6 protein-coding genes are annotated in these 5,519 nt (G+C 52.5%); 4 read left to right on the top strand and 2 right to left on the bottom strand.

What is annotated here, in order from left to right; genetic code table 11:
• The first annotated feature begins 23 nt into the window (after positions 1-23).
• The 4 genes from HMPREF3175_RS04105 (at position 24) to HMPREF3175_RS04090 (ending at position 2,990) form a co-directional block, all read left to right on the top strand.
• On the top strand, positions 24-353 hold the full coding sequence (locus HMPREF3175_RS04105; protein ID WP_070490799.1) for a DUF6507 family protein: 330 nt from the start codon (positions 24-26) through the stop codon (positions 351-353).
• A complete protein-coding gene (locus HMPREF3175_RS10120) occupies positions 354-1,622 on the top strand; it encodes a hypothetical protein (protein WP_070490798.1) in 1,269 nt (422 codons plus the stop codon).
• Between the two features lie 88 nt (positions 1,623-1,710).
• Positions 1,711-2,205 (top strand): hypothetical protein, encoded by a 495-nt coding sequence (locus tag HMPREF3175_RS04095; protein ID WP_070490796.1) that lies wholly within the window; start codon positions 1,711-1,713, stop codon positions 2,203-2,205.
• A complete protein-coding gene (locus tag HMPREF3175_RS04090) occupies positions 2,193-2,990 on the top strand; it encodes a hypothetical protein (protein WP_070490795.1) in 798 nt (265 codons plus the stop codon). The genes HMPREF3175_RS04095 and HMPREF3175_RS04090 overlap by 13 nt, the downstream gene beginning before the upstream one ends.
• Positions 2,991-3,244: 254 nt before the next feature.
• Here the strand turns inward: HMPREF3175_RS04090 and HMPREF3175_RS04085 are convergent, their stop codons facing one another.
• On the bottom strand, positions 3,245-3,763 hold the full coding sequence (locus HMPREF3175_RS04085) for a hypothetical protein (protein ID WP_070490793.1): 519 nt from the start codon (positions 3,761-3,763) through the stop codon (positions 3,245-3,247).
• Positions 3,764-3,787: 24 nt separating this feature from the next.
• Complete coding sequence (locus tag HMPREF3175_RS10115; RefSeq protein ID WP_141742460.1) at positions 3,788-5,080, bottom strand: hypothetical protein; 1,293 nt, start codon at positions 5,078-5,080, stop codon at positions 3,788-3,790.
• Between the last annotated feature and the right edge of the window lie 439 nt (positions 5,081-5,519).

Genomic DNA, 5,519 nt, shown 5'->3' with positions numbered 1-5,519 from the left:
GTTCTTTCAGAAAGTTGTGACACATGCACTATTCGATTGTTCATTCGGGTGCGTCCAAGACCGTCAAAGCGACGCAGGAAAATGCTCAAGACTTGGATGATGCCCTGAAGGATGTTAAATCCGCGTTGGACGACCTTGGAAACGTGCTGAAGCATTCAAATGCCGTCGCTGGTGCGGTGACCGCTGTCAAAGAGGGTGCTGTTACGCCTGCTGCAGACACAGTGATGTCTAAGGTCCGTACCGCGACTGGTTCCACCAGTGATGCTTTAGATTCCTATGCGCAGGGTGATCAGACAATGTCTTCTAATGCCGGTTCTGCGCCGGGTAGTCCAGACATGCCGGGGGTGGGGTAAGTGAGTTTTGCTGTTGTTGATCTCGATGATCCCGGCGAAATTAGGGCAAAGGCATCTGATGTTCGGTCAAAGTTTAACGACGCTGCAGATGCCATGCAGGTGGTCCGGAAAGGCTGGAGTCCAATTCAAGACCAATATGCGGCTCCGGAGGCGCCTACCGTGACCGGGGCGATGGATGCTCCGCATAAGATTGTTGGCGACTTTGATGATGCCGGCGATAAGATCAAGTCTGCCCTAGATGACTATGCCTCTGACCTTGACGGTCTAAAGGAGCGCCGTAAGGCACTCATAGACAAAATTAATGACTATAAAGCGATGGACCCGGATGATGACGATGAATCCGGACAGGAGGATAAGGACAAGCTTCGGAAGGAAATCGTAACCGAAGCTATTTCACTTGCACAGGATAAAGACGACATCCAGAACCGCTGTCGTGACCGCCTGCTAGCAGTCAGCATCGATGAAAATGATGCTTCTGATGCCAAAGACAAAGCACCCAGGGCGAAAGAAGGCGCCGGAGAGAATATCGTGGGTGCCTTCGCCAATGCTATGTGGGATAGCGTTACGCGTAGCAACGATCTAGATGGCCGATGGGGCGCTGTGGCACAAATTGGCAATATATATTTTGATAAATGGAAGTATATATTCGAGTGGGCGCAGCGGGATATGGGTAAGAAGGTTCCCATGAGTTTTGCTGATGCCAAATGGCAGATGCCTAAAACGCTTCAGCGAATGACGGCAGGGAGCTTTGGTCTACTGCACTCCGCTGTTCGATGGTCCCCGCTAGGCGACTCGTGGAACCCGATGCGGACGGCTGGCAAGGCTAAAGGCGCCGTCGAAACCTTGGCGACTCGCGTTCGGCTGCGCGCTAACGGTCACAGTAAATGGGTTGCAGCCAATTCGATTAGCCAGAACGCCTTTGATGATCTTGGGAAATACGCTAAGGTGGCTGGCCGCGCTTCCTCGGTTATAGGTATAGGGGTAACAGCTGCTACCAGCTGGCAGGAGGACTCGAAAACGCACCCATCCATGGGTAATGGAGAGAAAGCCGTCCGAGCCGGTGTGACAACGGGAGCTACGCTTGCCGGTGGCTTGGGCGGCGCTAAAGCTGGCGCCATGGTCGGTGGCGCGGTCGGCTCTGTTATTCCAGGCGCCGGTACCGCCGTAGGTGCGGTTATCGGAGGGTTCGTCGGCGGTGTTGCAGGCGGTATGGTCGGTGGACGGGCTGGAGACGGGGCCAAAGAGGTCATGAGCTCGTGGAAAGACTGAACTTTCAGTGAGTAGCAAAGCCTGAAACTGACGCCAAGTAAATGTTTCCTCGTCATGGCGACGTCGAGATAAAAGGACAACCTAGCTCATGCATAACCCAGAGATTGAGTTCACGCTCTCAGAGCATCGTGATGCACGGTTCAGGCTCCCCATCCCGCAAGACTGGGAGATGGACACTTCCGGCAGTGATAAGGGAGTGTTCATCTACATGGGGTCAGAAGCGTGGGGTAGTAGCCGTTTTCGTCCGAACATTGTGGTGATTCAGAGAGCCTACGATTATCGCCACGATAACGATGAAGACTTTTACCGCGAGATCCTCGCCACGGACGCAGGGCTAGCGGACCAGCTGGCGGAATACCGCAACATCCACCTCAGCTGGGACACGCTAGGTGAGGATAGCGCGGCCGTCTTGCGCGTATCTTCCTACCGGAATGAGGAAGGGACACCGCTGATGCTGTATCAGTGGAATGCGCTACGCTCCGGCCTAGAAGTGAATTTTGCCATCACGTTCCCTACTGCTGACTACTCGGTGTGGGCAGACCTTGCATACGCATGGGCGAAGGATTTCGAATGGACAGTCTAGAAACTAATCAAGAGGAACAACAGTTCGCAATCGTTCTGCTCCGCGAGCAGTTCCTTCGACTATTGCGCGGCGAATTCGAAGGTGACGGTCCCACGCTTTATGACGTAGCCGATGAGTGTGTTTTAGCGAACGGTGAGGCTCCAGCTCAGTATGCACAGTTTTGGGGCATCTACACGACCCGTCGAAGCTTCATGCAGGTTCGGCGGCTGCGTCCGGATGGAACCGAAAACAAGGTGTATATGTGGACCGGCCCGCGAGGCGTTATTTTTGCGGTCGAGAATCACACCGAAAGTGTTGTGACGATGAGTGCCGCAAGCCTCGATAGCCGATTCACGCTCCTGATCGACGGTATGGTTTTGGGGCGGCGCGACTTCCCACGAGAGTATGAGCCGGGATACGGCGTGATCCAGCAGAAGGATATTCTCAAGCTCCTCGAGCCTGATGGTCTACCGTCTTCCGAGCTGGCTGCGTCTGCGAAAGCACTCGCTGACTCGGTTGCTCACGTGCAACCTGGGATGGCCCAAGACCTTGTGGACGGTCAATACGAGATCATCTCCATCATGGGTGAGTGGGAAAGCGGAGATCGCGACGAGACAGCGAGCGTCGTCTACTTTGATACGCCGCACGGTTACCTTCTTCATAACACGGAGCGCCAGATGCTGCGTAAAGAGCACCATCTCGAGCCCGCGCCCGGCTGGTACATCCTCCTCCGCGCCATGGAGGTGCTTCCACCGGAACCGGTGATCGCTTCATGGCAGGAAGAAGCCGACGCACACAGAGACTGAACACCTCACTCCACTGGATGTGCCGCAGGTGGTGGGACGCCGGTTTGTGAAAATGCCGATGTTTGCTGGCATAGATATTGGCTTTGTCGGGCTGGCTGGTGTCGCGTTTCCGTATCCCCTCGTACCTAAGTGGTTAGTGAAGCAACGTCGACAGGAATGGTCGAGGGCCATAGTCAGGTTGAGGGAGTAGGTCCACGCGGAAATACCTATAGCTTTGCTTGCCTGTTGCTATCTAGCGGATACCGAATATCTCGTTACTTGAAGCCATGCATCAGCGTCTCAATTCTCGCCAGGGATGTTCTGTCGATTCCTCCAATATATTCTTCAACCCAGGTAAAAAATTCTTGCGCAGCCCTCAATACCGTCTTGAGGAACGAGTCAGGCTCTACCGGATACCTCTGTCCGCGTAGCTCAAAAACAGCTACCGTTCCCCTCTTGACGAGGGAGAAGGTTGCTGTTTCCTCGCTAAACTCCCCTTGGCCCCTACCGGTGGATACATACCTCTCAAGAGTGTTAAGTAGTTCCTGCCAGAAAATGTCGACGTTTGTCCACGCATCCATCGGCATGATCTGAACCCCATTAAGGATGAAAGAGACCCATCCTTCACCAGGCAAACACTTATCATTTTGCCAATGCCACCAACGAGCTGCCTCGCCTGGATTAGCGGAAATAGATACCAGGTGCTCGTCATGTTGCTTAGAAAAAAGCTCTGGAAACGTAAGCCCTGTCCCTCTGAGGACAAAAGTTTCGATCTCCAGTTTCGTCTCATTCATCCAATGGTTCATACCGTTCCCAACCTAGCGTGGATAAAACTGCACAACGCGGCCTTTGGACACTACAAGCTTATATTTGACGCCGTTATATGTTCCTGTATACGTACCCGTTTTGGAGCCAAGCTTCCGAAGAGATGACGAGTGCTGGCGCAGTGCACCATGAATAGTTGCACGAACGTCTGATACGGACATTCTAGGGTTAAAGAATGATTGGGTGCTCTTCTTAGTGCCATTCCAGTACTGCGGGTGATGTCTCTGGAGGATATGTTTCATGGCAGTCTTGTCAAGACGAACTACATTCGAACCCGCACGGAAAGTAATAGGCACAAACTTACGAAGCGCATTGACTACCCTTGAGCCTGGTGCGACAACATACTTAGCAACGCGAGGGCCGACTTTAATAACAACGTGAACACCGGCCCGTAGTCCAGCAATGATTGCAGGAACCCAAAAAGGATCCGCAGTAACGGGGTAGGTCGTAGCTGGGTCTGCCTCGACAATCTGAATGAGCCTTGTGCCATCTAGTGCGAATTTGGTCTGGACGGATTTCCCGGCAGCGTCAACGGCCCATGGTTTCTCGATGGAAGACGTGAGGAGCTGTATTCCCTCATCTTCAAATACTCTGTAAATCCCAACTGAACCGTCTGTTTCAACCTGTGCTTTTTCATCATCTTGCAGGTTCAGCTCGAAGGGGATTTCGTGGCTGACATCCGCTGATGCTATGACTGTTTGAACTCTTAGGGAACCGTTGTCATAGGAATCAACTACGTAGTCTTTATCATTGCCCGAAAGAACTGCGCTTCCATCAGGAGTGGTCGAGAAGTCAGCGCCGACCGAGCTATCTTCGAGTGAAAATAAGCCAGTTGCGTTCCCCGAAGCCAAGGGCGCGAAAGCTATGCCTGCTTCGTTGACAGTGACTGAACTAAAACCCTTTGAGGATTCATAGTTCAGTTCTCCGGCATTGGTGTTGGGACTAATCTGTGGAGCATGATCCTTGATTCCCACTCTCTCTTGGGCAGTATCAACGATTTGCTCAATTCGTTGCGGATGAGAAGTTCTCGTTGTTGTGTCGTCGGCAACGGCTGTGGCGACTGTAGGTGCAAAAAGTGCAACGGAAACTGTTGCGGCAATGACGGATCGCGTGTGACGCCAAATCATCACGTTGGTCCCCTCGGTCTGACCACCTGTGATAGAGAAACGGGTGGTGAAGTCTGGATACTTATGTGCGTATTGCAAGACACGCCAGGAAGGTTGCCCCTTACCTGGGATGCACCAGTAAGACATCTCTAAAGTGGTAGTCGCTTCGTTTTGAGACACGTACTGATTATCGTATTCTAATTTATAGCACCATCAGCCATACGATTCATAAACTGAACTCGCCTCTGAGGTGTTGTCGTGTCATATTGACCAATCTATAGTAATGAATGGTAGCGACGACTCCGCCGGTTTTCTTTGTAAACTCCTGCTTATCCAGCTTAAAACTACCGGCCGAGTCGGTGTGCACATGAATGATATCTACCATCTAGACCACCACCGGGTGCCCGCCATGAGCGAACTTGCCTTCTAGAGCGAGTTTCATGAGTTCTTTGGAAGAGGGGGCATGTCTTTGAAATCTTGCCCGGAAGGTACCGCCGTTAAATCAGCATCCTGGGTTTAGTTCTTCATCTTTTGAGACCCTGTGGTGGCGGGCTGGACGAGATACTGCTTGGTTTCTACTTTCCGTGGGGTGAAGTGTCCCGGGTTTTGTTCCTAGGCT

The organism is Arthrobacter sp. HMSC08H08, from assembly GCF_001807575.1.
In the GTDB taxonomy this organism is placed as follows: domain Bacteria; phylum Actinomycetota; class Actinomycetes; order Actinomycetales; family Micrococcaceae; genus Pseudoglutamicibacter; species Pseudoglutamicibacter albus.
This window is presented reverse-complemented; position numbering and strand designations above follow the sequence as displayed.